This window comes from Arthrobacter alpinus (genome assembly GCF_001294625.1).
In the GTDB taxonomy this organism is placed as follows: domain Bacteria; phylum Actinomycetota; class Actinomycetes; order Actinomycetales; family Micrococcaceae; genus Specibacter; species Specibacter alpinus_A.
The window spans coordinates 340,177-366,932 of record NZ_CP012677.1 but is presented as its reverse complement, the minus strand read 5'-3'; the positions used below and the strand labels follow the sequence as shown (position 1 = coordinate 366,932).

Below are 26,756 nucleotides of genomic sequence, written 5' to 3'. Positions count from 1 at the left end.
CTACCGTCTTCGAAGGAGCATCCATGGCCAGCAGTACGGCCCGCCAGCCCAACATCCTCTTCATCCTCAGCGACGACCAGGGTCCCTGGGCGCTGGGCTGCGCCGGCAACCAGGACATCCACACCCCCACCCTGGACGCACTGGCAGCGGACGGCACCCGCCTGGAGAACTACTTTTGCGTCTCCCCCGTCTGCTCCCCCGCCCGGGCCAGCTTGATGACGGGGCAGATCCCGTCCCGCCACGGCGTGCACGACTACTTGACCGGCGTCGAGGTGGGCGCCCAGGCCCCCGACTACCTGGCCGGGCAAGAAATATTTACCGATGCGCTGGCCGATCACGGCTACCGGATGGGACTGTCCGGAAAATGGCACCTTGGCGCCAACGACGCTCCTCGCAAGGGCTTCGTCCACTGGTACGGCCTCGAGGGCGGCGGCAGCCCGTACCTCGGCGCCACCATGTACCGCAACGGCACCCGGGAGGAAGTCACCGACTATCTCACGGACATCATCACCGACGATGCCCACGCGTTCCTGGACCGGGAGGCCGCCCGCAAGGAGCCGTTTTTCCTGACGGTGAACTACACGGCGCCGCACAAGCCGTGGAAGGGCCAGCACCCCAAGGAATTCCAGGACCTGTACGCGGACTGCGCCTTTGACAGCTGCCCGCAGGAGGAGCCCCACCCGTGGCAGCCCACCGTGGACGGTGTGGCCATCGGCGGGGAACCGGACGTGCGGGCGGCATTGGTGGGCTACTTTGCCGCGGTCAGTGCCATGGATGCCGCCATCGCCGGGCTCCTGGAGCACCTGGAAAAACTGGGCATCGCGGAGAACACGCTGGTGATCTTCAGCAGCGACAACGGCTTTAATTGCGGCCACCACGGCGTGTGGGGCAAAGGCAACGGCACGTTCCCGCAAAACATGTACGACTCCTCCGTCAAGGTCCCGGCCATCTTCCACTGGCCGGGCCGCATCGCCGCCGGGCAACTCCGCCAGGAACTCCTCTCCGCCTACGACGTCGCCGCCACCATCCTGGACCTGGCCGGATTGGACCCGGCACCCTTCGAGACGGGCCCCGGTAGCTCCTTCGCACCGCTGCTGCGCACCGACAGCACGCCAGAGGCAGGCGGGACCGCAGACGCACGGGCAGGGAACGCCGTCGTGGTCTATGACGAATACGGGCCGGTGCGCATGATCCGAACGCGCGATTTCAAGTACGTCCATCGCCATCCCCACGGCCCCCACGAGCTGTATGACCTCGCCGCGGACCCCGGCGAGCGCATGAACCTGATGCACGACGCAGTTGCGCACCCTGCCGTGGCGGGCTTGAGATCGCGGCTGGCTGGCTGGTTTGCGCAGCACGGTGTGCCCGAGTTTGACGGCGCCTCGCTGCCGGTGGCCGGGGCCGGGCAGCACAGCCCCCTGCCTGCTGGAGTGCTTGGGGCCAGCGGCCCGGACCCGCTCGGCGCTTTCACGGCACCCAACTGGGACGGCTTTTAGGGGCCCTGCCCTTGAGGACCATCGTGCTGGGTAGTCCTTTATTCCTCTTCTTTGGGTGTCCTTGACTGCGAGTACGGCCAGGGCTGGTGGCGCGAATGCCGGCGGCCCGTGAACAAGGGACTTCTGCAATGACGCATGGACTGACTCGATGGCACCTACTCCAGGGTGCAGGCGCCCTGACTTTTGCCGGGCTTCTCACCACCGGGTTCGCACCCCTTGCACAGGCGTCCGGGAGCGCCACCGGCGAACAACTTCAGGCACTGCGGGAGCGGTGGGTGGACCAGCTCACGGGGCGCAAGCTCATCACCGCCGGGGACCCGGATTTCGCCGCAGCACTGTCCGGCCTCGACACCGCCGTCAACACCTCGGTGGCCTTGCTGGTGAGCGGCCCAGGACGCAGCCAGGTCTTCAGCGACGCCGCCCTCACAGTTGACGCGCAGATGGTCACCACCTACAAGCGGCTGGCCCAGATGGCTACGGCCTGGGCCACACCCGGCTCCGCCCACGAAAACAATGCCGCATTGCTCGGGCAAGTCTTGCTGGCACTGGAAGGCGCCGCAGATCCTGCGCAACGACGCCATCGGCCAAGGCGTGGAATTTGGCAACAAGGGTGCTGCGGCCCTGTTCTGGCAGGCTGGCACCGTCGGTTCCATCTCCGCCGACCGCGCGGCGTGCGTGATGTTCAACGGCAATCCGGGCCAGGGCACGCTGGCCGTGTCAGAGCCCACCCAGGGTGCTGAGTCCGTGTCCGTGACGCTCGCCGGCACCAAGTACCGGCGCATCACCTCCGGGTCGGGGGCCACCCTGACACTGGATGCCCAGGGCAACACTGTTGTGACCATCCGTACGGCAGGCTTGTTGGGCTCCACCGTGGAGATCGGGCTGCACCGCTAAATCCGCCAAGCCACTTTAGCGATGCGCCGCATTCACATTCAATCGTGCGCATAGCGAAAGTGGCTTTTTCTTTGCGCGAAAGCCACATCCGGTTCTGCGCATGGGCGCTTATGCGCAGAACTGGCGGCAAGTTTCGCGCAGAGGGAAAGTGAAATCAGCCCCGAACCCCGCTCACTGCACACACGGCGTCCAGTCGCACTGGCGCACCACGCTCGGCAGACTCATATGCGGTCAGGACCAGTTCCACCACATGCTTGGCATGGTCCCCACTCACCCTGGGCGCAGCGCCACCCACTGCGGCCGAAAAATCGGCCAACTGCGCCGTGAAAGCGTCCTGTATGTCATGGTCGGTGGTGGCGTGCAGCTGCGTGCTGGCACCGTCGATCTCCATGAACGTGCCCTTGCGCGGGTCCACGGTGACAGTGCCCAACTCGCACACAATCAGCATTTCATCGATGTGTTGCGGGGTGTCCGAGACGATGGTGATGCGGACCTCCACCCCGTTGGCCAGGGTCAGTTCCATGCAACCGTCGGTTTCCACGGGCGCCCCGAAGCGGTGCAGCGTGGTGGCGTTGATCTGTACGGCAGGGGCGCCGCCCACCCACAGGCTGCGGTCAAGGCAGTGCGCGCCAATGTTGATGAACGCCCCGCCCCCGGAAACAGCCTTGTCAAAGAACCAGGCCGGGCGGGCGCCGGGGCGATAATCGGTGCTGCGGTAGTCGTGGACCATGAGCACCCGGCCCAATTTTCCCGCGGCGAGGGCCCCCTGCAGTGCCAGTTTCTCCGCCATGAAGTGTTGGATCAGCCCCACCACCATGACCACGTTGGCGCGGGCGCACGCCTCCTCCATGAGCAGGCAGTCTGTAAGCGTGGTGGCCATGGGCTTCTCCACCAGCACGTGCACCCCGTGCGCGGCAGCGGCCAGCACCATGTCCTTGTGCAGGCTGTGCGGGGTGTTGATGACGACGGCGTCCACCACCCCCGCCGCCAGCATCGCATGGTAGTCGGTGAAGACGGCGGCACCCCACGGCCCGGCCACGGCAGCTGCGGCATCCTCTCTCAGATCGCAGACAGCGGTAAGTTCCAGCCCTTCCAGGACAGCAGCACCTTGCGCATGCAGGCTGGCAACAGCGCCGGCCCCAACAATTCCCAATCGCATTTCCACTCATTCCTGTTTCTACTGCACTGAATTTCTACTGCGCGGACTGCCTTTTGGCGCCGCAAGATTCCCTGATAACAAGTCGCGGGCGCAGCCTCACTTGGTGGATGGGGCAGTCGTCGCCCTCCACCAAGCGCCGCAGCAAGATCTCCGCAGCCATCCTGCCCATCCGGTGCTTGGCCGGGGCAACCGCTGTCAGCGGCACCTCGGCCAGGTCCGCCAGTTCGTCGTCGTAGGAGACAAGTGCCAGGTCCTCCGGGATCCGGACCCCGGCACGGCGTGCGGCCGCCTCCAACAGGGTCGCTTCCCGGTCCCCGAACACCAGGGCCGCCGTGACCCCGGCACTGCGCACTTGCCCCAGCAGCTCCTCCGCAGCCCCGGCTTCCCACTCCTGTTTCAGCGCCCGGAACACCAACGGCGCAAAGCCCAGATCGGCCGCAGCCCGCTCGTAGCCGGCAACGATCGCCGGCTCGGTGGGAGTCTGGGTCCGGGTCAGCAACGCCACGCGGGGGTGGCCCAGGGCAAACAGGTGCGAAACGGCGTCGTACGCGCCTCCCTGGTGGTCCGAGCAGACATGCTCCGTTCGGTCCCCCGGCCCCAGATCCATCAAGCTGCGCTCCAACAACACCACCGGCACATGCAGGGCGGCCAGCTCCCGCACCCGCTGCTGCGGATCGGCGATCCCGTCCAGGGTGGGGACCAGGATCAGCCCGTCGACGCCGGAATTGACCAGAAACTCGATGCTCGGGTCCTCCCGTTCGGGCTGGTAGTTGTAGGTAGCCAATTGCAGGCTGACATCTTGCGCGGACAACGTCTCTTCAATGCCCTGCAGGACACGGGGGTAATAGAGCTGGGTGTCGGGCAGGAGCACGCCCACGGCAAACCGGGAACGACGGCGGACCGGCTGACGGCCTGCGACAAAGCTCCCCGCACCTTGCCGGCGCACCACAATTTCTGCCTGCACCAGCTCGTCAAAGGCGCGTCGTACCGTGGTCAGGGACATACCCGTCTCCGCAGCCAGCTGGGCCTCCGTGGGCAGTTTGGCCCCGACGGCCCAGGTGCCAGCCAGGATTCCGCGACGGAGGTCGTCGGCCAGGGCCTGGAATTTCAGGCCCCTGTTATCGGTGTCGCGGATGCGCCCGGATGCTGCTTTTTTGCTCACGGTGCCCTCTCTGCGTAGCCCACTCGGTCTTGAGCCTGCCAGAAGTAAAAGGAATGAATAAAGGTGTATTTGAACTGTACTTCAAGGATTCCTCTTTCGGAGGCACCGTGAACTCCGGCGCCTACGGCCGCTTTCACCCCTCACCCGCATGAACATACGGAAAAGTTGTTTCGAAGTACTCCTTGATTACTCTCTTTCAAAGCTGTTTGAGTCATGTCACTGAGTCGTGACCTACGGCACAACAACTTCACGAGGTATCTTCCATGAGTACTAAATCCCGTTTCACACGGACGCTGGCAGTCCTGGCTGGCGCGTCACTGGCCCTGACGGCCTGCGGCGGCGGCACAGACGGCCCGCAGGCAGCAGAAAAGCAAGAGAGCAGTACATTGACGTACTGGTCCATGTGGAAAGAAGGCGAGCCGCAGCAAAAGGTCATCGCCGGAGCCATTGCCGACTTTGAGAAGGAAACCGGCGCCACCGTCAAGGTACAGTGGCAGGGACGTTCCAACGTCCAAAAGCTTGTCCCGGCACTGAACACCAACAACGTCCCGGACATTGTTGACGGCCCCTACGCCAAACTGGCTCCCGTACTGGGGGACACCGGCCAGGCCCTGCCGCTCACAGATGCCTACGCCGCCGAGATTGACGGCAAGAAGGTCTCTGAGCTAATCCCGGCCAAGTATGTCAAGGTCAGCAACATCAAGGACAAGGACGGCCAGCCGTGGATGCTGCCGTACAGCCTAAGCTCCGACGGTATTTGGTACGACGCCGCCAAGCACCCCGAGCTGGAAAGTGCACCTCCGGCGTCGTGGAATGACTTCATCAAGGTCCTGGACACTTACAAGGCCGAGGGCAAGGTACCTCTGTCAGCCGACGGCGACATTGCCGGCTACAACTCCATGTGGTTCACCACGGCCCTGATCCGTAGCAGCGGCACAGGCGCATTCGCCAAGGTTGCCGCCGACAAGACCGGCGCCGCATGGGATGCACCGGCGGTCTTGGATGCTGCCAAGAACGTTGAGCAGATCGCCAAGGGCGATTATCTCGTCAAGGGCTACAACGCCAGCAAGTGGCCGGCACAGCAGCAAGTGTGGGCCAACGGCGGGGCGGAACTGCTGCTCAACGGTTCCTGGATCCCCACCGAGACTAGCACCTACGCCTCCGAGGGCTTCAAGTTCTCCTCCTTCCCGTTCCCGCCTGTTGCCGGCCAGCCCAAGTCCGTCCGTGCCGATTTTGTCGGCTGGGCCATTCCGAAGAAGGCCGAAAACCCGAAGCTGGCACTGAAACTGGCTACCTTCATGCTGGGCAAGAAGTACCAGGACGCCTACGGCACCGACGCCAAGGTGCTACCCATCCGGCAGGATGCCGCAACGTCCCCGGAGATCGCCTCCGTGAAGAAGGCCCTGGACAGCGCCGAAGAGGTCTACCTGCAAAATGACGGCGTCACCGCTCCCGGCTACGTGGAGAAAATCCTCTGGCCCATCAACGACGAACTCTTCCTGGGCAAGATCAACGCAAGCGAATTTGTTGCCAAGATGAAGGCCGCCCAGATCGGGTACTGGAAGGACAACAGCTAAATGTCCACCACCACTGGACGCCGCACAGCTGCAGCCGCAGCCCCGGCTTCACCCAAGGCTCTGGCCAAGGCGTCGAAGCCGGGGCAGGGCGGCAGCAGCATAGACCGCCAACGCCGCAAGCTCCTGGTGCCCTTCGTGGGCCCCGCCTTCCTCTTCTACACCGTCTTGTTCATCGTCCCAGCCATCGGCGCCGGCTGGATCAGCCTGCACGTGTGGGCCGGCTCGGGCCCCATGAAGTTTGTGGGCCTGCAAAACTACGTGAAGGTCTTCAAGGACCCGCTGTTCCTGAAGTCGTTCGGCAACACGCTGCTGCTGCTGTTTGTAGTAGGTGCCACGATCTTCATCCTGGCGTTCGCCATGACCCTGGTCCTGCGTGACATGGCGGGGAAAAAGATTGTCCGCAACGTCATCTTCTTCCCGCACCTGATCAACGCCCTGGTATTTGGAGTCCTGGCCGGGTTCATCTTCAACCCCGGCGGCATGGTCAACACCTTGCTCAAGCCGTTGGGCATCACCGAGCCGCCGGCCTGGTTGGCCCAGGAAAACATCTTCCCGCTCATCATGGCAACTCTGGTGGCAACCACCACCGGTTACTTCACCACCATCTTGATGGCCGGCGTCGACCGCATCCCGCCCTACTTCTACGAGGACTGCGCCCTAGCCGGGGCCACCGCCTTCCAGCGGCTGCGCTATGTGATCCTGCCGCTGACCTGGGACGTGTTCGGCACCTGCGCGGTGCTGTGGACCATCTCCTCCATCAAGATCTTTGAGATCATCTGGGTCTTTGGCGGCAGCAGCGGCGCCGGCATCCCGCCCACCCAAAGCTGGACCACCGCCGTCTACACCTATGTCACCGCCTTCTCCGGCCAGTCCACGCCCGCTTACGGTGCCGCCACGGCGTCGGCCATCATCTCGCTGGCCCTTGTTTCGGTGCTTGTCGTGCTGCTGCGCCGGGCCATGCGCCGTGACGCCGTTGAATTCTAAGGAACCTTCCATGAGCATCCTCACCGAACCCGACGTGCCGCAAGAGCAGAAGGCCGCCAAGCCCCGGACAAAGTACTACCGCGGCGTCAGCCCGGCACTGCGGGCCGAGAACAACGTTCTCCGCAGCGTAGGCGTCTTCCTGTTGTGGGCGGTCGTCGCCATCAGCATCGCCATGCTGGCGTGGATGGTCCTGCAGGCCTTCCGCGACACCCGCAACATCCTCAGCGACCCTTGGGGCATGCCGAACACCTTCGACTTCTCCAACTTTGTCCGGGCCTGGACCGTGAGCGACTTCGCCACCGCCACGTTCAACTCCGTCATCACCACAGGCGTCTCCTCCTTCCTGACGGTGGCCGTGGCCGCACCTGCCGCGTACTACCTGAGTCGGGTGGAAAGCCGGCTGACCAACGGGCTGAGCCTGTACTTCATCCTGGGCCTGGGCATCCCAGCACAGGTCATCTTGATCCCGCTGTTCATCATGCTCAACGAGGTGAACCTGACGGACAGCCTGATCGGCCTGAACCTGGTCTACATCGCCATGTCCATGCCGTTCACCGTGTTCTTGCTGACGGCGTTCTTCCGCAGCCTGCCCATGGAGATGGAGGAGGCGGCAGCGCTCGACGGCGCTTCCGCCTTGCGCACCTTCGTCCAGGTCACGCTCCCCCTAGCCAAGGGCGGCATCCTGACAGCGTTCGTCCTACAGGTTGTGGCGCACTGGAATGAAACATTGCTGGCCCTGACGCTGATCCAGTCCACCGAGAAGTACACGCTTCCGGTGGCCTTGGTCTCCTTTGTGCAACAGCAGACCTACTCCGGCGCCGACTGGGGCGGCCTGTTCGCCGGTCTGTGCATCGTAGTCCTTCCCATGCTGATCATTTACGTATGGCTGGGCCGGCGTCTGACAGAGGGGCTGACCCTGGGCATGGGCAAGTAATGCCAGCCCCCAACGTGTTGTTCATTGTCGCCGACCTGTTCCGGGCCATGTGCCTGGAGCCGGGCAGCGACCCTGTTTCCACCCCGATTTTGGATGCGTTGGTGGCCAGCGGCGTCGCCTTGGCCAACGCCGCCAGCAACTATCCGGTGTGCAGCCCGCACCGGGCCATGATGATGTCCGGGCAGTACCCGGAGGCGAACGGGGTCACCCACAATGTGAACTCGGAAACCGCCGCCTGGGGTGTGGGGCTGCGGCCCGACGCCCCGTCATGGGCTGCCGTCTTGAGGGATGCAGGCTACAACACCGGTTATATCGGAAAGTGGCATCTGGAGGCTCCGGTGCCCGCCGACGCCGTCAACGGCGCGAGGCCACTGGCGGACGGCCGCTACTGGGACGCCTACTCACCGCCGGACCGCCGCCACGGCTTCGACTTTTGGTACTCCTCCGGCTGCAACGACGCCCACCTGACCCTGCACTATTGGACCTCCGACGCCGGCCGGCACGAACGCGTCAACGTCGCTGGGTGGTCCGCGTCCCACGAGACGGACGTGGCCGTGGATTTTCTGGCCCGGACCGCCGGGCCCGGCTCCGCTGTCATCACCTTCGCCTTGGCCGTGCCCTTCAATCCACCCCACCAGCCCTTTGACCAGCTGCCGCCCGGCCACGACCGCAGCTACGCGGCGCTGAGCGCCGCAGAGTTGCTGAACCGGCCCAACGTTGACGTGCACTCCGACGTCGGGCGTGAGGCGGCCGCCACCGCACCCCCGTATTAAGCCGCCGCCACCGCCGGGCTGTCCAGCGTGGACATCGCGCCCACCCTTTTGGGGATCCTGGGCTTTGGTGGGCAGGTGCCCGAACACATGCAAGGCAAAGACGTCTCAGCCTCTCTGCTCAGCCACACCCACCCCACGGCGGCAGCGCTTACCCCTCCCCTCACGACTCCGCATACCCTCTACTTCTACTACCCACGCAACGCCGACGATGTGAGCATCCGGGGCCTGCGCACGGCCATAGGCAAGTTCGTGGCGAGTTTCCACCCCGTCCACGGGCTATCCACTTCCTTGTACGACCTCGCAAACGCCCCGTTTGAACAGTCCAACATCACCGACGCAACGCGCATCAGCCACCATGCCGCCGGGCTGCGCACCGCCCTGGCCGACGCGAAACAGCGTTGGGCAGGAGAGTCCGCCCTGGCCACCCTGATCGGAGCCCCATGAACATCCTGCTCATCATGGCAGACCAGTTCGCAGCCCACGCCCTGGAACGCAGCAAAGATACCGACGCACATTTCCGTACGCCGAACTTGGACAGACTCGCCGCCGCGTCGACGATGTTCACACAGGCCTACACGCCATTTCCGCTCTGCGTGCCCGCCCGCAGTGCCATGGTCACCGGGCGGTATCCGCACCAGTTGGGCATCATGTCCAACGCCAAGGGCGCCCCCGGTTCCCTGCCGGAACCGGGCCACGGGCCCGAGTCGTTGGGCCACTGGTTTGCGGCACACGGCTACGACTGTGCGTATGCGGGAAAGTGGCACGCCCGGGCAGCCAGCGCCGAGGAGGCCGACGGGTTCACCGCCATCCACCCTTTCGGGGACCAGGGACTGGTGGAATCTTGCCACAGCTGGCTGGGCGCCCGGGAAGACCGGCAGGACACCAAGCCATTCCTGCTGGTGGCTTCCTTTGACGACCCTCATACGATTTGCGAATACGCCCGCAGCCAGCCGATGCCTTACGGGGATGCGCAGCCCACCTCCACCGGCGCAGCACCGCCGCTGCCCGCCAACTTTCCGCCGTCGCCCTATGCCCCCGTGGCGTTGGGTGTGGAACAAACCCGTGCAGCCAACGTTTACGGCGCCTCCGGTTTCGGTCCCGACCACTGGCGCCACTACCGTGGCGCCTACGCGGAACTGGTGGAGCGTGTGGACCGGCGCATCGGGGCGCTGCTGGAGGGGATCGACTTGTCCCGGACCGCCGTCGTGTTCATCAGTGACCACGGCGACGGCGACGCCTCCCACGGCTGGAACCAAAAGACTGCTCTGTATCAGGAATCGATTCGCGTCCCTTACCTGCTGCGGGTGCCCGGCGCGGCACCGCAGAAGGTGGACACACCCGTGGCGGCCGTGCTGGGGCTGCTGCCCACGCTGTGCGAGGTAGCCGGCATCGACACACCCGTCGGGCTCGCCGTCGGCTCGGCAGTCTGCTGTGCGGCGCTGTCCCGGAGCTCGCCGTCGGAGGCCTCAGCACCGGCCCCCGTGGTGGTACAAACGACGTTCACCGACGGCCCGCAGGGCGGACCCGTGACAACCGGTCGCGCCCTGATACACGACAGGTACAAGTACGCGGTCTACAACTGGGGGCTTCACCGCGAACAACTGCACGACGTCGTCGCCGACCCTGGGGAGCTGCGCAACCTGGCAGTCGAGACAGCCAGCTCGGCCGTGCTGGAGGAGATGCGGGAACTCTTGTTCCAGTGGGCGGTGGAGCACCAGGACCGCGCGTTTTTGAAGAAGCTCGTGCTGCCACACACCGCTACTGAGCACCAGCGTGAGGAAATCTTTTCAATCCCCTACTAGCCGCTGGGAACTCCCTGAGCGTATGCTGACAGTACTTACCCACGGAATATTCAGCTTATTCCCAGCAAATGGTCGGAGACTCAAATGGTGAAGAAGACCGGACCCGAAGCTAAGCTGCTCGTTGTTGACGACGAGCCCAATATCCGTGAATTACTCTCAACCTCTCTCCGGTTCGCCGGATTTGAAGTGATTGCCGCAGCCAATGGGCGCGAGGCCCTGGCCGCCGCCGAGGAACACAACCCAGATTTGGCCGTGCTCGATGTCATGCTCCCGGACATGGACGGTTTCACAGTGACCCGCCGTCTACGCGCCGCTGGAAGACACTTCCCTGTCCTGTTCCTGACGGCAAGGGACGACACCGAGGACAAGGTCACCGGTTTGACGGTTGGCGGCGACGACTACGTGACAAAGCCGTTCAGCCTGGATGAGGTGGTTGCCCGCATCCGTGCTGTGCTGCGCCGCACCCAGCCCACGGAGGACGACGACGCGGTCCTGCGCGTCGCCGATCTGGAGCTCGACGACGACGCCCACGAGGTCCGCCGCGCCGGCAAGACTGTGGAACTCTCCCCCACCGAATTTAAGCTGCTGCGCTACTTGATGCTCAATCCCAACCGGGTACTCTCCAAGGCTCAGATCCTTGACCACGTCTGGGAATACGATTTCAACGGCGACGCCTCCATTGTGGAGTCCTACATCTCCTATCTGCGCCGCAAGGTGGACACCGATGCGACGCTCCCTGCACTGATCCAGACCAAGCGCGGCGTGGGATACGTGCTGCGGGCGGCAGATAAGCGCTAAGAACATTGATTACGTTGTGGAAGAACGCCTCACTGCGCTCACAGTTGGTGGCGATCATCAGCGCGCTGCTGAGCGTTTCGCTGCTGGCGCTGGGTGCCACGACGTTTCTTTTGCTACATTCCTTTCTGGAAGACCAGATGGATTCGCAGCTGACAACGTTCCAAAAATCCATCGCCGTCTTTGGCACCGTTGATTCGCAGAGTACGGGCGCGTCACCGTTTGGCTTTGACTACTATGTGGGCTTCCACTTTGACAGTTCAGCCCTAGCGGCCCAGAACCGCTCTGGCAAGGACAAACCTGTCTATCCTGCGTACACCATGGCGCAGGCCACGGCGCTGAACGGCAAGAAGTTCACTGTGCCCAGCAGCGACGGCGCCGCCCCGTGGCGGATCACCGTCATTGCGCCACTGTCGTTTTCCCTGGGCCCCACCGATGCCCCGAGTGCATCCGGTGACCTCGAGGGCTATGTGGTGGTTGGTCTGCCCTACGAGAACCTCAATATGACCATGGAACGGCTAGCCGTCGCCATTGCCGGCGTGGCCATCCTTGCCGTCACCTTGGGCACCATGATTGCGTATTGGACAGTGACGCGGTCTTTCCGCCCGCTGGGAAGGGTGGAGAAAACCGCTGCCGCTATCGCTGCCGGCGATCTCTCCCGGCGTGTGGACATCGAAAATCCTGCCACCGAAGTGGGCCGGCTTTCCGGGTCCTTGAACACCATGTTGGCCCACATTGAGCATGCCTTTGCCGCCCGGACGGCGTCTGAAAAGCGTATGCGACGCTTTGTAGCTGACGCCTCCCATGAACTGCGCACACCCCTAGTCACCATCCGCGGCTTCTCCGAGCTTTACCGGCACGGCGCCCTGCAAGGCCCGGAGGATGTGGGCATGGCAATGGGGCGGATTGAAAGTGAAGCCAAACGCATGGGCTCCCTCGTGGAGGACCTGCTGATGCTGGCCCGCATTGACGAACAGCGCCCGCTACAGCTCAGGCCTGTTGACCTGCTGCTCATTGGCCACGACGCCGTCCTCGACGCCCGTGCCAGCGCACGGGAGCGGGTCTTCACCGTCGTGGGCCTGGACGGCGGCAAGGGAGCCCCTGCCCCCACGGTGGGCGACGAGGCGAAACTGCGCCAGGTAGTGGCGAACCTGATGGGTAATGCGCTGCGTTACACCCCAGAGGGCACCCGCGTGGAAATCATGGTAGGCATCCAGGATCGCGTGGGCCAAAAGTTCTCCGTGATCAAGGTCCGCGACCACGGCCCCGGCATCTCCGAGGACGACGCCGCGCGCGTCTTTGAACGCTTTTACCGGGCTGATTCCTCCCGCGACAGGAATACCGGCGGCAGCGGCCTGGGCTTGGCCATTGTGGCCGCCATTGTGGCCTCCCACGGCGGTACCGTGAGGGTGGAGGCGACCCCAGGCGGTGGCGCTACCTTTGCCATTGAACTGCCTTTCAAGGCCTTGGACGACGGCGACGCGGCGGAGAGCGCCGACGATCCGGTTCCTGGCGGCACCATTGATTCCTCCACAGGTGCACCGATCGGCTGAGTCGTTCACAATTGCCTGCCCAGCGCTTTTGACTGTTCCAAAGCGGAACTACGGTGGAAGTATCCGTAGTATCCCAGCTGAACAACCCCTTTCTAAGGAGTGCGCCATGGCCATCTTTAACGTCAACAGCGACGATCTTGCCATTAAAAGTACTGCAGTCAAGGCATCCGTTGACCGTATTCGGATGGAGGTGGACGCCATGAAACGGAACCTTCTGGATCTGCAAGGCACATGGACGGGCTCGGCTGCCACCAATTTTCAGGCACTTCTGCAGGAATGGCACGCCACGCAGATTAGGGTGGAGGCGTCCTTGGAGAGCATCAATTCCGCGCTGTCCATGGCGGCCACGCAGTACTCACAGGCCGAAGACGCCAACACCAGGATGTTCACGGCCCGGTGACTGGCGTGCAGCGCTTATGCTTCCGGGGTTCCTTGGTGGAAACGCAACTGCCACCGGCCACTGTCACGGCGCCACAGTGAACTGCGCAGCACGCTGCCGCGCGGTTCCACGCTCCGGTACGTGAGCAGGGCTGTTTCCGCATCCACCAGATCAAGCGTGAGGACCTCCAGTGTCGCATCTGCGGGTTGATCCCCACCAAGGGCAGTGATGGCTTCCTCGCGGGTCCAGGACCGCCCGGAGGCGCCCACCTCAGTGAAGTCCTTGTGCAGCAACATCGCGAGCTTGGACGCGTCGGTCCTGAACTCTGGATCCATCAGCTCTCGTTCCAGGTTCACCAGTATCTTGAGCCCGTCGTCGGGGACACTGTTGTATGCGGGGTCCGGCTCGTCGTCAACGCCAAAAAACAGATCCAGCTGCTGTGGCTCGTCGGGGAGGAGGAAAAGTGCCTGCGCTGTTGGGGTAACTCCGGGACTGGCGGGTGTTTCCCTAGGGGGAACAGGCGCAGCGGCCGAGGCCGACGCGCCTGCCCGGGCCGTGTCCGCACCGGGAAAGCCTGGTCCTTCTCGCGGGGCGCGCTTGGCCTGGAAGGCGGTGGCGGCGTCACGGGCGCGAACATCCGCTGCCTCGTTCAGCTCGTGGCCGGCGTGGCCTTTTACCCACTCAAAGGTGTATTTGCGGCCCACCAGTGCCGCGTCGATCTCCTTGAGCAATTCAAGGTTCAGAACCGGCTTGCCGTCTGATTTCTTCCAACCCTTGCGCTTCCAACCTGGCATCCACTTGGTAACCGAGTTGATGACGTACTGGCTGTCGCACAGAATATGCAGCGGCTCTCTGGGCAGATGGGCCGTTGACTTGAAGAGGTCAAGGACGGCCATGAGCTCGCCCATGTTGTTGGTACCGTGCGGCCAACCCCCGGCACGCCAGCAGTTCTCATCCACGTACCAGGCCCAGCCGGCGGGTCCGGGATTTCCAAGGGCCGAACCATCGGCGGCAGCAATAATAGTCATGCATCCATACTTTCAGATGGCGGTGACACTAAAAGCCAAAGGCGCCCCTTCCGCAAGGGAAAGGACGCCTATGGTGCAAACAATAACGGGTGGAGCAGGCGGTTAGAAGCCGCCCATGCCGCCCATGTCGTCGCCGCCGCCGCCGGCGGGAGCAGCCTTCTCAGGCTTGTCGGCCACCACTGCTTCGGTGGTCAGGAACAGGCCGGCGATGGAAGCCGCGTTCTGCAGTGCGGAACGGGTCACCTTGACCGGGTCGCTGACGCCAGCTGCGAGCAGGTCCTCGTACACGCCGGTTGCGGCGTTCAGTCCGTGGCCTACGGGCAAACCGCGAACCTTGTCGACAACGACGCCGGGCTCCATGCCCGCGTTGAAGGCAATCTGCTTCAACGGCGCATCGATGGCAACCTTGACGATGTTGGCGCCAGTGGCCTCGTCGCCGCTCAGGTTCAGGTTAGCGAATGCCTTCACGCCAGCCTGAATCAGGGCAACGCCGCCGCCGGGGACGATGCCTTCTTCCACTGCAGCCTTGGCGTTGCGCACAGCATCTTCGATGCGGTGCTTGCGCTCCTTGAGCTCAACCTCGGTTGCGGCTCCGGCCTTGATGACTGCAACGCCGCCGGCCAGCTTGGCCAGGCGCTCCTGCAGCTTCTCGCGGTCGTAGTCGGAATCGGAGTTTTCGATCTCGGCACGGATCTGGGCCACACGGCCTGCGATGGCTTCGGCGTCGCCAGCACCTTCAACAATGGTCGTCTCGTCCTTGGTGACAACAACCTTGCGGGCCTTGCCCAACAGGTCAAGGGTGGTGTTTTCCAGCTTGAGGCCAACTTCTTCGGCGATGACCTGACCACCGGTGAGGATGGCGATGTCCGCGAGCTGGGCCTTGCGGCGGTCGCCGAAGCCCGGAGCCTTGACGGCGACAGACTTGAACAGGCCGCGGATCTTGTTCACGATCAGCGTGGCAAGAGCCTCACCTTCGATGTCCTCGGCGATGATCAGCAACGGCTTGTTCGAAGCCATGACCTTTTCCAGGACGGCGACGAGATCCTTGACGTTGGAGATCTTGGAGTTCACGATCAGGATGTACGGGTCTTCAAGAACCGTTTCCTGGCGCTCGGTGTCGGTGACGAAGTACGCGGAGATGTAACCCTTGTCGAAGCGCATGCCCTCGGTGAGCTCAAGCTCCAGGCCGAAGGTGTTGGACTCCTCGACGGTGATAACACCTTCCTTGCCAACCTTGTCCAGGGCCTCGGCGATGAGTGCACCGATCTCGGTGTCACCGGCGGAGATGGACGCCGTGGCGGCAATCTCTTCCTTGGTTTCGATTTCCTTGGCGGAAGCCAGCAGCTCCTCGATGACGGCTGCAACAGCCTTCTCGATGCCCCGCTTCAAGGACAGCGGATCGGCTCCGGCCGCGACGTTGCGCAGGCCTTCCTTGACCAGTGCCTGTGCCAAAACGGTGGCTGTGGTGGTGCCGTCGCCTGCGATGTCGTCAGTCTTCTTGGCGACTTCCTTGACGAGCTCGGCGCCGATCTTCTCGTAGGGATCGTCGAGCTCGATCTCCTTGGCGATGGACACACCATCGTTGGTGATCGTGGGGGCTCCCCACTTCTTTTCAAGAACAACGTTGCGGCCGCGCGGGCCCAAGGTGACCTTGACGGCGTCGGCGAGGATGTTCAACCCACGCTCAAGGCCGCGGCGTGCCTCTTCATCAAATGCAATGATCTTGGCCATGTAGGCTTCAGTCCTTTCGGGACGGTCATTTGGGACTCAGCTTCCCTGCGTGCGGTGCCCGCGACGGACGGATCAGGAACCGGCGATCTCTTTCACGCCTGCACCAAAATCCTCACCACATGAGGAAAGTTATGACCTCCGACGGCGATGCGCTGCTTAGAAACTAGCAGTCACCACCTCAGAGTGCTAAGTCAATAATTAGCACTCGACACCCGAGAGTGCAAGCGCGGGGCCGTCAATGTGCTGCGGGCGAACTCCCTCTTGACATTTGCGGACCCGATCCAGGTGCACAGCAAATGCACACGGCGCGGGTTCTGAAAGCTACGCTCCAGGCCCCAGCACCACTGTTAGCGGAATCTTCAGCTCGGCGGTATCCACCAAGTTTGTGATGTTCAGCAGTGTTCCCAGTGCCTGGGCATTGGCCTTTTGTGTCACGCCGCTGTAGAAAATCACTGACGTCGCCTGGGGCAGCCCGCCCCAGTTGGCAGATTGTGACACCGTCCAGCCGCCTGCGGTCACCAGCGCGGCGTACTTTGCAGCCAGCCCGGGTGTGCCTGTCCCGTTGTACACGGCCACCGGCGTGCTCTTGTCAACCACGGAGTCGGGGGTGGGTGCAGCAGTGGGTTCGGGGGTTGGCGCCTGCGTCGTTGTCGGCGTCGCAGAAGAGGTGGGGCTCGGCAGCACATCGGAAGAGGTTTGCGCCGTCGTCGCCGCAGCGCTTTGACCCACTGGGGGCGGCGGGGCGGCCGTGTCGTTGCCAGCGATTTTGGGCACGACGAAGAACGCCAACACGCCGATGCACAACGCCGCCACACCGAAGATCATCAGCGGCAACAGAGAGCGCGTGGGAGTTTCCAGCGAGGCTCGGTGAACGCCGTGGCGTGCCGAATTTTCCGGGACACGGTCGAATTCATCGCGCGGGTAATTGCTCATAGTGCAGTGCTGTCCTTCAGAGGTGAGGCAGTGTGAGTGGGCGTCAATTGCCGAGCCGGCGTGCGGTTCGTGCCTTCTGGCGCGTCATACGTAGTCTACGCAACCGCTTGACCAGCATGGGGTCATGCATCAGTGCGGCGTCCGTGTCGATCAAAGCGTTCAGGATTTGGTAGTAGTGCGTGGCCGACAGGTCAAACAGCTCCCGGATGGCTTGTTCCTTGGCGCCGGCGTACTTCCACCACTGCCGTTCAAGGTCCAGCATCGCAGTGTCCCGTTCGCTTAAACCAGCACCAGTTTCTCCCCCAGGGTCCGGCGCATGCGGCACCTGCCCGGATGTTTCCGCCACAAATTCTCCAATTCAGCGTCTGACTTTTTTCAGCGGCGCCGTCGCGGAGCCACTCTTCCCTTCCATGATAGGGGCGAACCACAACCATGTCATTCGCCCAGCTGTGGAAAACACAACACCTGGCCCGGCCTGTGGAGGGAACAACTTGGCCCCACAACCGTGAGAATGGGACCATGGACTCCACCCCCAGCCTCTTTGATTTTCCTTCCCCCCATTCGTCCCCCGCCTGGGACGGGGCCCAATTGCAGGCCCTGACGGCGCTGGCCCGCGACCCGCTGTCCTTGCTGGCCCAGGACTGGGCACAAACACTGCTGCCGATGGAGGCCAGCTTGCAGTCCTTGGGTCGCATGCTCCAGCGTGAATACGACGCCGGATCTTCCTTCCTGCCTCCACCCACCAAGGTGTTGCGTGCGCTGTCAACCCCGCTGGCCGCGGTCAAGGTCCTCATAGTGGGCCAGGACCCCTACCCCACCCCAGGCCATTCGGTGGGTCTTGCGTTTTCCGTAGACAGGACGACCCGTCCGCTGCCGCGCAGCCTGAAGAATATTTACAAGGAACTCCAGAGCGACCTGGGCATCGCACCGGCCCCCCATGGCGACCTCAGCGCCTGGGCGGAGCAGGGTGTCCTGCTACTGAACAGGGTGCTGACGGTGGCGCCGGGCGCGGCAGGCTCACACCGCCGTCGCGGCTGGGAAGAGGTCACCGGCGCGGTCATCGAGGCTTTGGCGGCCCGAGACAAGCCACTGGTCAGCGTCCTGTGGGGGAAAGACGCACAAAAGCTGGCACCCACGTTAGGCCGGACCTCCATCATCGAATCGGCCCACCCGAGCCCGTTGTCGGCCTCACGCGGGTTCTTTGGCTCACGGCCCTTCAGTCGCGTCAACGCCTCCCTGGCAGAGCAGGGGGCCTCCCCCATCGATTGGGCGCTCCGGGCCTAGTCCCCGGCAAGCTGGTAGTGTTAGGTATACCTAACTTCGCCGCCTTTGTGTTTCATCCCGCCGCCCGTTCAGGAGTGAACAAGTGAACCCCGCTGAAGCCAGCACCAAACCGTTTACAGCCCCCGCGGTCAAGCCCCGCGCCCAATTCGCCCTGGCGGTGTTGCGCAAGGAAGTGCTCAGCCCGCACATGGTGCGCATCGTGGCCGGTGGGCCGGCGCTGACAGATTTTCTCGCCAAGGACGCCACCGACATGTATGTGAAAATCCATTTCCTGCAGCCCGGGGTCAACTACAGCGAACCAGTGGATGTCTTTGCCCTGCGCGAGTCCATGCCCCGCGAGCAGTGGCCGGCCACCCGCACCTACACGCTGCGCTGGGTTGACATGGCGGCACAGGAAGTGGCCATCGACTTTGTTTTGCATGGGGAAACCGGCCTGGCCGGGCCATGGGCCGCCAGCTGCGCACCCGGGGATCGCATCATCTTTTCGGGCCCCGGCGGTGCCTACCGGCCCGACCCCGACGCCGCCTGGTACCTGTTCGCCGGTGACGAGGCAGCCCTGCCGGCAATCGCGGCCGCCATTGAGTCCTTGCCGGCCGACGCCCTGGGGCACGCCTTTCTTGAGGTCGACACCGCCGCGGACCTCCAGCCGATTCACGCGCCAGAGGGCCTGGCCGTGACCTGGCTCTTCAGGGATGGCGCCACCCCAGCCGAAAGCACCGCGCTGATAGACGCCGTTACGGCCGGTCCGTGGATGGAGGGCCCCGTGGATGCGTTTGTCCACGGGGAACGCGAATACGTCAAGAAGCTCCGCGATGTCCTCTTCAAACAGCGTGGCCTGGACCGCTCCCAGGTCTCAATCTCGGGCTACTGGGCCTACGGCCGCACCGAGGACTACTTCCAGGCGGAGAAGAAGCAGCCCATCGGCAAGATCCTGTAGCCACCGACGCCCCGCCTCCAGGCCCAAGTGACAGGTTACCGCCGTCGGTTCCTGCGCTTGTCCTTGACACCGTTTCTGCGTGCGAAGGGGCGGGCGATGTTGTCGCCTAGGACCACGCCGGCCGCCACAGCCAAGATGACCACCAGAGCGTTGAAGAGTCCCAGGGCCCCGACGCCGGAATCCTCGGGGGTGAGGGTTAGCACGAACATGGCCCGGAAGATGGACAGTCCCACCAGCAAGAAGATGATGGACGGGACCGCCACCACCAATTGTGGTGAGCGAAAATGTAGGGCAACAACGCGGGCCAGGACGCCGACGATGACGGCCGCTAGCGCCGGCGCGAACCGGTCACCCAGGCCCACCTCCAAGCTGACGTAGTAGGAAAGGTATCCCACCAATGCAACAGCCATGGTGGGCAGCAGCAGCCGGGCGGCAGTTTGCTCGGCAATGCAAATGGCCACCGTGGCCACGGCAACAAGCGGAAGCACCAAAATTAGTGGCTGCGAGCCTGCGATCGGTTCGGCAACATTGAGACGTTCGGCGCCAAAAAGCGCGCTGGTGACGAGGGCGACGGCGATGCCACCCACAATGGCACCAAAGGTCAGGAACGCTGAGAGGAATCGGCCCGCAGCTGTGACGGGGAAACCGTTGATGGCATCCTGGACGGCCGAGACCAGCCGCCCCGACGGCAGCATCAACAAGATCCCTCCCGCAACCACCAGCGACGGGCTCAACGGGACATGGAACATGAAGCACAAGACTGCCACAGCGGTGACAATGAAGGAGCTGACGGCCGTGATGAAGAAGTCGGGAACAAGCCATTTTCCTAGGACCCGCGCCACCTGGCTGACGAGCAGGATGGCCAGCAACGCCACGAGCATGCCAAAGACGGAGCCGCCAATGACACCCACCACGGCGGCCACAAATACAGCCTCGGCCACTGACACCATCCACCGCGGAAACGGTTTGGGCCGCTTGATGATGACATAGAGGCGCTGGTGGGCCTCCGGCACAGCAACCCCTCCGCTGACAATCTCGCTCACCAACTCGTGCACCTGCACCAGCCCGGCATAATTGTTGGTCCAGGAACGCACCACCCGCAGCACTGTGATGGGGATCCCATCACGCCGGGCGTAGTTGATGATCACCGACTGGTTGGTGATGTCCACTTCGATTCCGCGCAGGCCAAAAGCGGCTGTGACGGCGATGATGGAGGTTTCCACTTCCATGGCGCCTGCCCCGTAGCGGAACATGGTCTCCGCCAGGAGCAAGGCGAAGTCAATGCTCTTTCGGGAAGATTCTTCGACCTTGCCCACCTGGATCATGGGATTGGCGTACGGGCTGCCAGCCAGGCGCTGGACAATGTTCATCGGCGCCGTGGGAGGCGTTTCGCTCTGGACCAGGCGGCGCAGCACATTGCGTGCAGCGTTGTTGGGCCGCGGTTGAGGGACCAGCGGGATCATCCCGGCGGGCGGTGCCGTCCTAGATTTGGGCGCTTTGTCTTGGTGGTGCCGGTTTTGGTGTTCCCGGTCTTTGGAGCTGTCGCTCATCCGCTCTCCTTGAAGCCAGGACCCGCGGTGCCCGACGGCGGCCGGTGCCGACGTCGAACATCACAAAAGGTTTAGTAGAACTGCTGCCCGGTGCGCCGCGTATACAACTGTCGGAACACTCGTTCGGCGAAGCTTGTGAACAATTTATACCGCAGCGGGCTGAGCACCAGGTCGTAACAGCCCACAAAATCGGTGACAGTCTTGGTGAAGCTTGTCTTGAACAGGCCCAGGCCGTGGTGGGGGTGGGTGGGGTCCTTGAGCCTGGCCGACGGCGGCGTCCCGCAGAAGTCATACTCCCGGGCCCCGAGCTCCAACATGTCGTTGATGGCCACCCACTGCACCAGGTGGGAATCGCCGTACTGCTTGCGCTGCTGGAGCGACCCGCCGTCCTTATACGTGGCTTTGATTCCGTAGTTGATAACAAACGCCCCCACCGAGGGGACGCCGTCTTCGTAGACAAAGTAAAAACGGCCCTGATCGCGCGAACAAAATTCGCTCCAGAACTGGCGATAGTACGCAAAGTCGCGGGCCTTGCTGGTGGATTTGGCGGTGATGGTGCCCACCATGAGCTCATACATGCTGCGCATGGTGGATTCGGTGGGTTCCATACGAACCACCTCAACCTCTTCGCGGAGGGCACGTCGGACGGCGTTGCGACCACGAGAATGCAGATTGCGCAGCAACTGGTTGGGTTCCGGGGAGATGTCCAGCAAGGCAGTGTGGTCGTTGGGCTGCAGGTCCGCGGACTTCACCAAGCCAGCGCTGACAAGCACCGCCCTGGCTTCCTCTGAGTCAACAACATCCGGTTCGATTTTCACGGCGAACACGTTCAGTTTGGCCTTGCGGTTGAAGACGCGCAGCGCCTGCATCATCGCCGGAATGTCCTCCACGGTGGGCACATCTGGGCCCTTGATGAGATACCATAACTTGCCCAGCAGCGGGAAGTCCTTTTCCAGCACCAGGTTGTAGCTGGTGTAGCCGGGGCCCTGGAAGGCGATGAATTGAGTATTCCATCCGTAGTTTTTTTTGACTGCCGCGAAGGCGGCTGACTGCAGCAGATTGCCCCCGTTGGGGTTCGCCGTAACCAAGGTGTCCCATTGGTCAATCTCGGCGGCGGTGGCAAATCGGGCGGTAAATTCCAGCAAGAGACCCTCAATTACGTCGGCATGTATTCGCTTCCCCCAGTCTACCGGCCAACCATCTCACAGCCCACTCACAGCCCGCACCTTGTAGACGCCACACCAGCGCGCAGAACTTGGAGGCAACGGCCGCCGCGAGGGCGGCCAAAATGGCAGGAACAGGTCATGGGTGTGGTTTCCCGAAGCGTGGGCAACGCGTTTCGCAATAAGGTGCGTAGCGGCGCCGTCGCGGTCATTTTGGCGGTGGCCATTGGCCGAGCCCTGGCCATGTTGGTGTCCAACCAGGCGGTCGGCAGCAAGGTCGACTCACTTAAGGCTTCGTGGGAAACAACCTCACCGTCAACCCGGCAGGCTCACGTGGCGGTTTGGGTGGCGGCAACCCGCACGGGGCGGACCAGACGGCGGATTTGGTGCCAGCGGCACCACCAGTCTTGAATCCGTAGTGGCCCCCCCGGGAACCCTGGGGTAACGAAACAACAGCAACGGCGGCTCCAGCAGCTCAGGAAGCACCGCGATTCAACCACCACCCCAACCTTTAGCATTCCGATTCAGGCTACTGGTGTTTCCGCCTCCACCACCGCCACCGGAACGGCCATCAATCTCACCAGCGGGACGGCGCTGACGGACTTTGCAGACGCCTCCACCCAGGCTTTGGCGGGCAGTCCCTTGGCAACCAAGAACAACCTCACGGTGGGCTCAACGTTTACCGTGCAGGACCCTGCCATGACGGTCTCCGGCATCTTCGACGCCGGTGACGCCTTCAATAACTACGGCATCTATTTGCCGCTGGCGGCCACGCATACCCTGACCAACCAAGCCGGCCAGCTCAGCAGCTTCACCGTTGTGGTCGACAGCATCGACAACATCGCAAGCACCCAAACTGCACTGACCGCAGCACTCGGAGCCAGCAGTGTGGACGCTACTTCGGGTTCGGCAAATCTGCAGTCCGCCATCAGCTCCCTAGGGAGCGTACAAAGCATCCCCCTCATCGCCTCCCTGATAACGGCCGGCCTGATTATCCTGCTGATCATGATCATGGTGGTCCGTGAACGCCGCCACGAAATTGGTGTCTTGAAGCCATGGTCCTGGTGGTTCTAGGCACGGTGGTGGGTGCCGTGGTGGCGGCCTTCAGCAGCAACCCGATTGTCAGCGCCCTGGTTGCCGCAAACACCTCCTCCGGGGCCACCGCCACCCGTACTGGTGGGGGCGGTTTCGGCGGAGCCGGTGAAGCCGGTGAAGCCGGTGAAGCCGGTGAAGCCGCAGGCGCGGCAGGCGGGGCAGGCGGCGGCTTTACCCGCACTCGTGGCGCACTGGCCGGCGCCGACCAGCTGATCGGCACCATCAGCACCTCAGTCGGCTCGCAAACCCTGGTCCTTGGCATTGTGGGGATCTTGCTCATCGCCGCCATTGGCGCACTCATCCCCGCCCTGCTGACAGCAAAGGTCCGCCCCATCGAAGTCCTGCGAGGAGAATAAGCGATGCTGAGTGTTACCGACGTCGTCAAGTCATTCAAGTCTGGCGATCAGACCATCAGACCCGTCAACGGGGTAAGTTTCGCCATCGAGCAAGGAACGTTTGCCGCGATCCTTGGCAAGAGCGGCGGCGGCAAAAGCACCCTGCTCTCCCTTCTGGGAGCCCTGGACAAAGCCACCTCCGGAGATGTCATTGTGGACGGGGTGAACATCTCCAAACTGCCCGACGGTAAACTCACCGCATACCGCAGGGACGACATTGGCTTTGTGTTTCAGGCGTACGATTTGATCCCCAATCTCTCGGCCCAAGAAGGCGTCATGCTTCCCATGGAGTTCGCCGGCGTCTCACATGCCAAGCGCAGCGAACGCGCCGACGAACGACTCAACCAGGTGGGCCTGACCGAGGAAATGCACCAGCGCAAAGCCAACCGTCTCTCTGGTGGCCTGCAGCAGCGTGTCGCCCTTGCCCGGGCGCTGGCCAACAACCCCAATTTGATCCTGGCCGATGAACCCACAGGCACCTTGGACGACGAGACCGGGGAGATGATCATCAAACTGTTGCACCAGCTGGCCCACGAGAAGGAAACCGCCATCCTGGTGGTCACCCATGACCAGGCCCTGGCTGGCCAAACGGACCGAAAGTTCCGCGTGTCCCGGGGCAAGATCACCGAGGACACACCAAAAGTACGGGCTTAAACGACGCTGACGCGGTGGTGCCCACGAATCTGTTGATTCTTGGTCACCACCGCGTCAGCGTGTGGCTTTGGCGTCGCCTACTTCCCCGCCGGAGTAACCGACGATTCGCGCTTATCCTGGTGGCCGGCGTCGTTCCCCACCATGGCCTGCTCAAATTCCTCGATGGAGGCATTGCCGATATCCACCGTGGAGTCGCGGTCCAGCTTGGTCTCCAACGGCACTTCCTTGACGAAGCACAGCACAGCGGCGGCCAGCAGGGCCAGCGGAACCATCAAGAGGAACAGCGGGATCAGCGCTTCGTTGTAGGACTCGATCACGGCCGTCCTGATGGGGGCCGGCATGGCATTGACCAGGGTTGGCGTGAAGGAGTTCCCGCTCCCTGAACCGGATCCGGCCGGCATTTTCTCCACGATGAGTTCCTTGAGCCGGTTGGCGAACATGGCGCCGACGACGGCGGAACCCAAAGTGGCGCCTACCTGCCGGAAGTAGTTTTGGCCGGCGGTGGCCGTGCCCACAAACTTCATGGGGAAGGAGTTTTGCGCCACCAGCGTCAGGATCTGCATGCTAGCACCCAAGCCGATGCCCATGAGGCCTAAGTAGATGCAGATCAGGTAGATCGGCGAATCGGCGTGAATGGTGGACAGGAGCATCAACGATGCGGCCAGGATCACTGAGCCCACAATGGGGGAAACCTTGTACCGTCCGGTGGTGGAAACGCGTCGGCCAACAATCACCGAAACAACTAGCATGCACGCCATCATGGGGATCATCAGCAGGCCCGCCTGGGTGGCGGAGTAGCCGGTGGCCATCTGCATGTAGGTGGGCATGTAACCGATGGCACCAAACATGGCGATGCCTGTCAGCAGCCCGGCGATGGTTGTCAGGTTGAAGTTGCGGTTTTTGAACAGCATCATGGGCATGACGGGCTCGGCGGCACGGTTTTCCACGACGACAAACAAAACACCAGTGACCACTGCGGCGAAGATCAACCCCAGGATTTCCGGGGAATTCCAGGCGAATTCGGAGCCGCCCCAGGTACCCACCAAAACTAGTGCCGTGGTGGCCAGAGCAATCAGCATCATGCCGAGGTAGTCGATCTTGGGGCGCACATCGAAAGTCTTGCGCGGCACGTGAAGCAAGAAGATGGTGGCCAAGATGGCCAGCGCGGCCAACGGCACGTTCATCCAGAACGTCCAGCGCCAGCCAGGACCCTCTGTCAACCCTCCACCGATCAGCGGTCCGGCCACGGAGGAGAACGCAAACACCCCACCCATGATGCCCATGTATTTGCCACGCTCACGGGCAGGGACGACATCGGCGATGGTGGCCTGCGAGAGAATCATCAGACCGCCGCCTCCCAGTCCCTGAATGACGCGGGCCACGATCAGGGTGCTCATGTCAGGGGCCAGGGCGCCGATGATGGAGCCCACGGTGAAGAGGATGATGGCGGTCAAGAGCATGGGCTTGCGGCCCAGCAGGTCACCCAACTTCCCATATACCGGCATCATGATGGTGGAGGCCAGGATGAAAGCCGTGATGATCCAGGCCATGTGCTCGACACCGTCGAGCTCGCCCACAATGGTGGGCAGCGCACTGGAGAGGACGGTCTGGTTCAGCGACGCCAAAAGCATCGTGACCATCAAGCCGGTGAAAAGTAAGACGATTTTGCGCTTGGCGCCGGGGTCGGCCGGCGCAATAGCTGGTGTTGGGGTACTCATAAGGTTGCTTGTATTACCTCTCTAAAGATTTCAATGGCTTCATCGACTGCCCCTGCCCCGTCGGAGAACGCTGCACCTGGATCACGCTTATAGGTGAAGCGCGTGACCGTGCCGGCCAGCATGAGCAGCGCCGCGGCGCTGTCTCGGCCGCCGGGCAGCCCCGCACGGAACGCGTCGTGGTCGTTATAGCGCTCCATCAGCACTGACTCCACGAGCTGCTCGGCGGCACCGACATGTTCCACCATCCGCTTGCGCAGCTCCGGGAACTGCTTTGACAGCTCCCTGCGCTGCGAGGTGAAGGATTCAGCCGGGAACATGGTGCGGATCACGGCCACCATCAGGTGAACCGTGCGTCCGAACAGGTCCGGACTCTCACTGGTCCGGAACGCGTTTTCCGCGTCCGCGGTGAGAGTGGGCGCCTGGATGCCCAGCACGGCGTCTTCCTTCGTGGGGAAGTAGTTGAAGAACGTTCGCTTGGAGACTCCGGCGGATTCGGCGATGGCTTCCACCGTCGCATGGGTCAATCCTCCTTCGAGCGCCAGGGACGACGCCGCGTTGTGGATCAACGCCCACGTATCCAGCCGGTTCCGCTCGCGCAGGGGCACAGGTTTTTTTTGCATGACTACAGTTTATGCACCAGCGCACTTCTTGCACAAGTGCAAAATTTGTATCGGTGCATGTTTTCCCTCACACGGGGCATGCCTGCTACACCTGAGAAGCACATCCCACTTCGACTGATTATGAATACTCGCGTTTTGTC

General features: G+C 63.0%; 27 protein-coding genes and 2 pseudogenes. 19 read left to right on the top strand and 10 right to left on the bottom strand.

What is annotated here, in order from left to right:
* Window positions 1-23 precede the first annotated feature (23 nt).
* The 4 genes and pseudogenes from AOC05_RS01505 to AOC05_RS19660 all read left to right on the top strand — a co-directional run bounded on the left by AOC05_RS01505 (window position 24) and on the right by AOC05_RS19660 (window position 2,390).
* Window positions 24-1,496 (top strand): sulfatase-like hydrolase/transferase, encoded by a 1,473-nt coding sequence (locus AOC05_RS01505; RefSeq protein WP_062005064.1) that lies wholly within the window; start codon window positions 24-26, stop codon window positions 1,494-1,496.
* 95 nt (window positions 1,497-1,591) lie between these two features.
* A pseudogene (locus AOC05_RS18675) lies at window positions 1,592-2,038 on the top strand (hyaluronate lyase); the annotation flags it as partial.
* Window positions 2,010-2,183: pseudogene (locus AOC05_RS20665) on the top strand (polysaccharide lyase beta-sandwich domain-containing protein); the annotation flags it as partial. The pseudogenes AOC05_RS18675 and AOC05_RS20665, both read left to right, overlap by 29 nt.
* A 57-nt stretch (window positions 2,184-2,240) precedes the next feature.
* Window positions 2,241-2,390, top strand: a complete 150-nt coding sequence (locus tag AOC05_RS19660; protein WP_197277958.1) for a hypothetical protein — start codon at window positions 2,241-2,243, stop codon at window positions 2,388-2,390.
* A gap of 154 nt (window positions 2,391-2,544) precedes the next feature.
* Here AOC05_RS19660 and AOC05_RS01490 read toward each other — a convergent pair whose 3' ends face one another.
* Both AOC05_RS01490 and AOC05_RS01485 read right to left on the bottom strand, forming a co-directional pair.
* The gene (locus tag AOC05_RS01490; protein ID WP_062005057.1) at window positions 2,545-3,549 is read right to left on the bottom strand and encodes a Gfo/Idh/MocA family protein; all 1,005 of its coding nucleotides are present in this window, start codon (window positions 3,547-3,549) and stop codon (window positions 2,545-2,547) included.
* 34 nt (window positions 3,550-3,583) lie between these two features.
* Window positions 3,584-4,711, bottom strand: coding sequence for a substrate-binding domain-containing protein (locus tag AOC05_RS01485; RefSeq protein ID WP_062005054.1), 1,128 nt, complete (start codon window positions 4,709-4,711; stop codon window positions 3,584-3,586).
* Window positions 4,712-4,974: 263 nt separating this feature from the next.
* Between AOC05_RS01485 and AOC05_RS01480 the strand changes: the two genes are divergently transcribed.
* From AOC05_RS01480 to AOC05_RS01440, 9 genes are all read left to right on the top strand, one after another.
* A complete protein-coding gene (locus tag AOC05_RS01480; protein WP_062005052.1) occupies window positions 4,975-6,288 on the top strand; it encodes an ABC transporter substrate-binding protein in 1,314 nt (437 codons plus the stop codon).
* A complete protein-coding gene (locus AOC05_RS01475) occupies window positions 6,289-7,272 on the top strand; it encodes a carbohydrate ABC transporter permease (RefSeq protein ID WP_082357677.1) in 984 nt (327 codons plus the stop codon).
* A gap of 10 nt (window positions 7,273-7,282) precedes the next feature.
* Window positions 7,283-8,206 carry a carbohydrate ABC transporter permease gene (locus AOC05_RS01470; RefSeq protein WP_082357676.1) on the top strand — a complete coding sequence of 308 codons (924 nt, stop codon included), beginning with the start codon at window positions 7,283-7,285 and terminating at the stop codon, window positions 8,204-8,206.
* The gene (locus AOC05_RS01465; RefSeq protein ID WP_062005050.1) at window positions 8,206-8,979 is read left to right on the top strand and encodes a sulfatase-like hydrolase/transferase; all 774 of its coding nucleotides are present in this window, start codon (window positions 8,206-8,208) and stop codon (window positions 8,977-8,979) included. The genes AOC05_RS01470 and AOC05_RS01465 overlap by 1 nt, the downstream gene beginning before the upstream one ends.
* A 27-nt stretch (window positions 8,980-9,006) precedes the next feature.
* Entirely contained in the window at window positions 9,007-9,423 is a 417-nt protein-coding gene (locus tag AOC05_RS01460) for a hypothetical protein (RefSeq protein ID WP_062005048.1), read from the top strand.
* Window positions 9,420-10,781 carry a sulfatase gene (locus AOC05_RS01455; RefSeq protein ID WP_062005046.1) on the top strand — a complete coding sequence of 454 codons (1,362 nt, stop codon included), beginning with the start codon at window positions 9,420-9,422 and terminating at the stop codon, window positions 10,779-10,781. Before AOC05_RS01460 ends, AOC05_RS01455 begins: the two co-directional genes overlap by 4 nt.
* A gap of 87 nt (window positions 10,782-10,868) precedes the next feature.
* The gene (locus tag AOC05_RS01450) at window positions 10,869-11,579 is read left to right on the top strand and encodes a response regulator transcription factor (RefSeq protein ID WP_062009198.1); all 711 of its coding nucleotides are present in this window, start codon (window positions 10,869-10,871) and stop codon (window positions 11,577-11,579) included.
* A 5-nt stretch (window positions 11,580-11,584) separates the two neighbouring features.
* Window positions 11,585-13,129: a sensor histidine kinase gene (locus AOC05_RS01445; protein ID WP_082357674.1), complete on the top strand. Its 1,545-nt coding sequence runs from the start codon at window positions 11,585-11,587 to the stop codon at window positions 13,127-13,129.
* A gap of 106 nt (window positions 13,130-13,235) precedes the next feature.
* Window positions 13,236-13,529 (top strand): WXG100 family type VII secretion target, encoded by a 294-nt coding sequence (locus AOC05_RS01440; RefSeq protein WP_062005044.1) that lies wholly within the window; start codon window positions 13,236-13,238, stop codon window positions 13,527-13,529.
* Between the two features lie 14 nt (window positions 13,530-13,543).
* Here the strand turns inward: AOC05_RS01440 and AOC05_RS01435 are convergent, their stop codons facing one another.
* The 4 genes from AOC05_RS01435 to AOC05_RS01420 form a co-directional block, all read right to left on the bottom strand.
* A complete protein-coding gene (locus AOC05_RS01435) occupies window positions 13,544-14,536 on the bottom strand; it encodes an RNase H family protein (RefSeq protein ID WP_062005042.1) in 993 nt (330 codons plus the stop codon).
* 102 nt (window positions 14,537-14,638) lie between these two features.
* Entirely contained in the window at window positions 14,639-16,267 is a 1,629-nt protein-coding gene (gene groL / locus AOC05_RS01430; protein ID WP_062005040.1) for a chaperonin GroEL, read from the bottom strand.
* A gap of 321 nt (window positions 16,268-16,588) precedes the next feature.
* Window positions 16,589-17,200 carry a LytR C-terminal domain-containing protein gene (locus AOC05_RS01425; protein WP_062005036.1) on the bottom strand — a complete coding sequence of 204 codons (612 nt, stop codon included), beginning with the start codon at window positions 17,198-17,200 and terminating at the stop codon, window positions 16,589-16,591.
* 43 nt (window positions 17,201-17,243) lie between these two features.
* On the bottom strand, window positions 17,244-17,462 hold the full coding sequence (locus AOC05_RS01420) for a DUF3263 domain-containing protein (RefSeq protein WP_154606440.1): 219 nt from the start codon (window positions 17,460-17,462) through the stop codon (window positions 17,244-17,246).
* Between the two features lie 257 nt (window positions 17,463-17,719).
* On the opposite strand from AOC05_RS01420, the gene AOC05_RS01415 reads away from it, so the two are divergent.
* Both AOC05_RS01415 and AOC05_RS01410 read left to right on the top strand, forming a co-directional pair.
* On the top strand, window positions 17,720-18,484 hold the full coding sequence (locus AOC05_RS01415) for a uracil-DNA glycosylase (protein ID WP_082358094.1): 765 nt from the start codon (window positions 17,720-17,722) through the stop codon (window positions 18,482-18,484).
* An 82-nt stretch (window positions 18,485-18,566) separates the two neighbouring features.
* Window positions 18,567-19,421 carry a siderophore-interacting protein gene (locus tag AOC05_RS01410; protein ID WP_062005034.1) on the top strand — a complete coding sequence of 285 codons (855 nt, stop codon included), beginning with the start codon at window positions 18,567-18,569 and terminating at the stop codon, window positions 19,419-19,421.
* Window positions 19,422-19,456: 35 nt separating this feature from the next.
* Here the strand turns inward: AOC05_RS01410 and AOC05_RS01405 are convergent, their stop codons facing one another.
* Both AOC05_RS01405 and AOC05_RS01400 read right to left on the bottom strand, forming a co-directional pair.
* Entirely contained in the window at window positions 19,457-20,971 is a 1,515-nt protein-coding gene (locus AOC05_RS01405; protein WP_315899747.1) for a threonine/serine ThrE exporter family protein, read from the bottom strand.
* Window positions 20,972-21,042: 71 nt separating this feature from the next.
* Window positions 21,043-22,116 (bottom strand): lipid II:glycine glycyltransferase FemX, encoded by a 1,074-nt coding sequence (locus AOC05_RS01400; RefSeq protein WP_062005032.1) that lies wholly within the window; start codon window positions 22,114-22,116, stop codon window positions 21,043-21,045.
* Between the two features lie 314 nt (window positions 22,117-22,430).
* Here AOC05_RS01400 and AOC05_RS20510 point away from each other — a divergent pair, with 314 nt between their 5' ends.
* The 4 genes from AOC05_RS20510 to AOC05_RS01380 are packed head-to-tail and all read left to right on the top strand — an operon-like array spanning window position 22,431 to window position 24,278.
* Window positions 22,431-22,553: a hypothetical protein gene (locus AOC05_RS20510; protein WP_315899746.1), complete on the top strand. Its 123-nt coding sequence runs from the start codon at window positions 22,431-22,433 to the stop codon at window positions 22,551-22,553.
* Complete coding sequence (locus AOC05_RS20505) at window positions 22,546-23,208, top strand: ABC transporter permease (protein WP_335337617.1); 663 nt, start codon at window positions 22,546-22,548, stop codon at window positions 23,206-23,208. The genes AOC05_RS20510 and AOC05_RS20505 overlap by 8 nt, the downstream gene beginning before the upstream one ends.
* A complete protein-coding gene (locus AOC05_RS20500; protein WP_062005026.1) occupies window positions 23,190-23,585 on the top strand; it encodes a hypothetical protein in 396 nt (131 codons plus the stop codon). Before AOC05_RS20505 ends, AOC05_RS20500 begins: the two co-directional genes overlap by 19 nt.
* Before the next feature lie 3 nt (window positions 23,586-23,588).
* A complete protein-coding gene (locus tag AOC05_RS01380; RefSeq protein ID WP_062005024.1) occupies window positions 23,589-24,278 on the top strand; it encodes an ABC transporter ATP-binding protein in 690 nt (229 codons plus the stop codon).
* 77 nt (window positions 24,279-24,355) lie between these two features.
* Here the strand turns inward: AOC05_RS01380 and AOC05_RS01375 are convergent, their stop codons facing one another.
* Both AOC05_RS01375 and AOC05_RS01370 read right to left on the bottom strand, forming a co-directional pair.
* Window positions 24,356-25,996: an MDR family MFS transporter gene (locus AOC05_RS01375; protein WP_082357672.1), complete on the bottom strand. Its 1,641-nt coding sequence runs from the start codon at window positions 25,994-25,996 to the stop codon at window positions 24,356-24,358.
* Window positions 25,993-26,616 (bottom strand): TetR/AcrR family transcriptional regulator, encoded by a 624-nt coding sequence (locus AOC05_RS01370; protein ID WP_062005022.1) that lies wholly within the window; start codon window positions 26,614-26,616, stop codon window positions 25,993-25,995. Before AOC05_RS01370 ends, AOC05_RS01375 begins: the two co-directional genes overlap by 4 nt.
* Window positions 26,617-26,756: the final 140 nt, after the last annotated feature.

Coding starts and splice junctions, on each gene's coding strand:
- AOC05_RS20500 (WP_062005026.1), top strand. CDS start 23,190: ATGGTCCTGGTGGTTCTAGGCACGGTGGTGGGTGCCGTGGTGGCGGCC.
- AOC05_RS01380 (WP_062005024.1), top strand. CDS start 23,589: ATGCTGAGTGTTACCGACGTCGTCAAGTCATTCAAGTCTGGCGATCAG.
- AOC05_RS01475 (WP_082357677.1), top strand. CDS start 6,289: ATGTCCACCACCACTGGACGCCGCACAGCTGCAGCCGCAGCCCCGGCT.
- groL (WP_062005040.1), bottom strand. CDS start 16,267: ATGGCCAAGATCATTGCATTTGATGAAGAGGCACGCCGCGGCCTTGAG.
- AOC05_RS01420 (WP_154606440.1), bottom strand. CDS start 17,462: ATGCTGGACCTTGAACGGCAGTGGTGGAAGTACGCCGGCGCCAAGGAA.
- AOC05_RS01375 (WP_082357672.1), bottom strand. CDS start 25,996: ATGAGTACCCCAACACCAGCTATTGCGCCGGCCGACCCCGGCGCCAAG.
- AOC05_RS01480 (WP_062005052.1), top strand. CDS start 4,975: ATGAGTACTAAATCCCGTTTCACACGGACGCTGGCAGTCCTGGCTGGC.
- AOC05_RS01415 (WP_082358094.1), top strand. CDS start 17,720: ATGGACTCCACCCCCAGCCTCTTTGATTTTCCTTCCCCCCATTCGTCC.
- AOC05_RS01440 (WP_062005044.1), top strand. CDS start 13,236: ATGGCCATCTTTAACGTCAACAGCGACGATCTTGCCATTAAAAGTACT.
- AOC05_RS01370 (WP_062005022.1), bottom strand. CDS start 26,616: ATGCAAAAAAAACCTGTGCCCCTGCGCGAGCGGAACCGGCTGGATACG.
- AOC05_RS01465 (WP_062005050.1), top strand. CDS start 8,206: ATGCCAGCCCCCAACGTGTTGTTCATTGTCGCCGACCTGTTCCGGGCC.
- AOC05_RS01435 (WP_062005042.1), bottom strand. CDS start 14,536: ATGACTATTATTGCTGCCGCCGATGGTTCGGCCCTTGGAAATCCCGGA.
- AOC05_RS01455 (WP_062005046.1), top strand. CDS start 9,420: ATGAACATCCTGCTCATCATGGCAGACCAGTTCGCAGCCCACGCCCTG.
- AOC05_RS01505 (WP_062005064.1), top strand. CDS start 24: ATGGCCAGCAGTACGGCCCGCCAGCCCAACATCCTCTTCATCCTCAGC.
- AOC05_RS01470 (WP_082357676.1), top strand. CDS start 7,283: ATGAGCATCCTCACCGAACCCGACGTGCCGCAAGAGCAGAAGGCCGCC.
- AOC05_RS01405 (WP_315899747.1), bottom strand. CDS start 20,971: ATGAGCGACAGCTCCAAAGACCGGGAACACCAAAACCGGCACCACCAA.
- AOC05_RS01490 (WP_062005057.1), bottom strand. CDS start 3,549: ATGCGATTGGGAATTGTTGGGGCCGGCGCTGTTGCCAGCCTGCATGCG.
- AOC05_RS01425 (WP_062005036.1), bottom strand. CDS start 17,200: ATGAGCAATTACCCGCGCGATGAATTCGACCGTGTCCCGGAAAATTCG.